The organism is Bradyrhizobium sp. MI1.7, assembly GCF_055811795.1.
In genome coordinates this window covers 1-2,114 of record NZ_JBVVPO010000185.1, presented here as the reverse complement: position 1 = coordinate 2,114, position 2,114 = coordinate 1, and the positions used below count along the sequence as shown (strand labels likewise).

At 54.3% G+C, this 2,114-nt stretch carries 1 protein-coding gene; it reads right to left on the bottom strand.

Annotation, left to right across the window (positions count from 1 at the left end):
• Positions 1 to 752: 752 nt before the first annotated feature.
• The gene (locus AC0L3X_RS46965) at positions 753 to 1,721 is read right to left on the bottom strand and encodes a carbohydrate porin (protein ID WP_439034128.1); all 969 of its coding nucleotides are present in this window, start codon (positions 1,719 to 1,721) and stop codon (positions 753 to 755) included.
• Positions 1,722 to 2,114 lie beyond the last annotated feature (393 nt).

The following is a 2,114-nucleotide window of genomic DNA, read 5'->3' as shown; positions in this document are numbered from 1 at the left end:
AAGTGGAGGCGTCAAGCACCCCCACGATATGCCGCCTTCCCGATTCCCGCCGTCACCAACTTTCGGCGATAGCTCGAGCACCCTTGCAGAAGATGACTCTTCTAACGGCGCTAATAGGTCTACGCACAAACAATCTGATGGGCCTCGCAGCCCCGCTTACAGCTCATCTCGACCCAGCGGAAGATGATTCAGCATTCGAGTGGCGAAAGTCATCCGGCCGCGGCTGGTTGATTTTCCGCGGAAGGGGGTTACGTGTCCGCCGACCTTGCGCATCGCCTTTCGGCCAGCGCCACAGCGGTCGACAGAAATAGCGCGATTGCCGTAGTTGGTTAGGCTTGGCATCTGTATCGCGGTTCCGCTTACCACGCTTCGGCGCGAGGTGAACTAAGCTCTGAGGACACGACTTTGGGCGTTGTCATGGCAGAGTGTGGAGCTCGGACGCGGGTCTGAGGCATCGAAAAGTAATGTCGCTGCCGCAAGATCAGCACTCGATTGAACAAATGAGCACCGGAGACCATTCGATTATTCCGCGGCCGGAGGGTAAAGATCTTGCGCAATACGACGTCGGCCTATCGCTCGTAGACCAAGCAGCAAAGGCTCTAACCTACTATTCCCAACAGCATACTACCTTGGACATCACGGCCATTTACGCGGTAGCCGGCTTCGCATCAGGAGCACAGCGATACCAAAATCGCCGTGATGAGTGGGCCCAAGCCGTTGAAAAGGACGAATTCACGCGCAGTCTTGAAGCCTTAGAAAAATACCGACGTAGATACCAATATATTCAGGGCGTGTCCGGTTTGCGGCGTGTAGGTAACGCTTGTCGGGTGATTGATGTACGTCAGTCCTACGGTAGTATATATCCCGGGCGCCAGATGGGCCGTATACAGTCCCGAAATTGCTGTGCTGTCGCGGTGCGCCAGCTGCCCTTTCGCAAGGGCAGCGTCCACCGCGAAATGGCTCCAGATGGTGTTGTTGACAACAAGACTCATCTGATCAGTGGGCCGGCTGTCAAACAGGCCTTTCGCATAAAGGCGAAGCTCGTAGTACTGACTAGCCCTATTTAGGTCGGGCGGAGCGTACATTGCAGAGAATCCGCCATAGATTCCGCGAGATGCCGAGCCGTGGACGGCAGACTGCCAGAATTGCCTATCCGCAGCTACATAGTAGACGCTGTTCGCCTTGGCTGTCGGTTGCGTCGGATGCTGTAGGTCCGTGTAGCTGCTGTTATTAAACCCCGCGCCAGCCCGCAGCCAAGTCTCGGGTACCCCGGGAGTAGGCTTGTTCTTATAGCAAACTTCATCAAGCAGAAGAATGCCTGCGTCGCGCGTGCTCCAGTTCAACCCAGTGGGATTTTCGCTTACATGCGTATATTGACCGGCTGGACTGAGAGACCGCTGGATTGAGAGCTTGTTATAAATCCGATCGTCAAAATTGTACTTCAGATTAAGAGCCGGCGTTGGCGCCCAATTGCTGCTCATGCCTGCTTGGAACAGCATTTTCGACGAGGGTCCAAAAACCTTTTCTCCGGCGCCCGCAAACTCATGTTGGTTCCTGAGGTAACCCACTTTGAGTTCGATCTTCCTGTCGAAGAACGTTTGATAGTAAGAAAAATGCATTGAGTCCCAGTCGGTCTGGCCCGGCGCTCTTCCATGTCCAGTATTGATGCTCGGCTCCGACCACGATCTGACCGTCGGGAATTCCAAACCGAGTGAGGTCATATGTGACGATCATAGAGTTGATCGTACTAAATGTCGGATTCTGGCCGACATATTGCTGATTGGCGATGGTGCTTCTGGCGGCGTGACCGAGTTCATTGTCGACAAGCGTGTTTAGGGTCCAGCCAGCAAATCCAATCCCGAGATCCGAAAGCTCGGATCTGACAGAAGCTGTATCCCGATCTATCGTGTCCGCAGGACCAGGAGCAGTAAACGCCGCACCTTTTTCGCGGAGGTTTTCGAATTTTGCGAGTGGGTCGATCCGGCTTTGAATTCTGCTCTTGGCAGTATCCAGGGCACTGTCGCGCTTTGTGGTAGATGAAATGGACCCGCGGAACGGGACCACTTGAGCCGGTTTGTTAGTTGTAAACTGACCGCTCCTGATCACTTTCTATC

Excerpts from the sequence above, each read along its gene's own strand:
- AC0L3X_RS46965 (WP_439034128.1), bottom strand. The coding sequence starts at position 1,721 with ATGACCTCACTCGGTTTGGAATTCCCGACGGTCAGATCGTGGTCGGAG.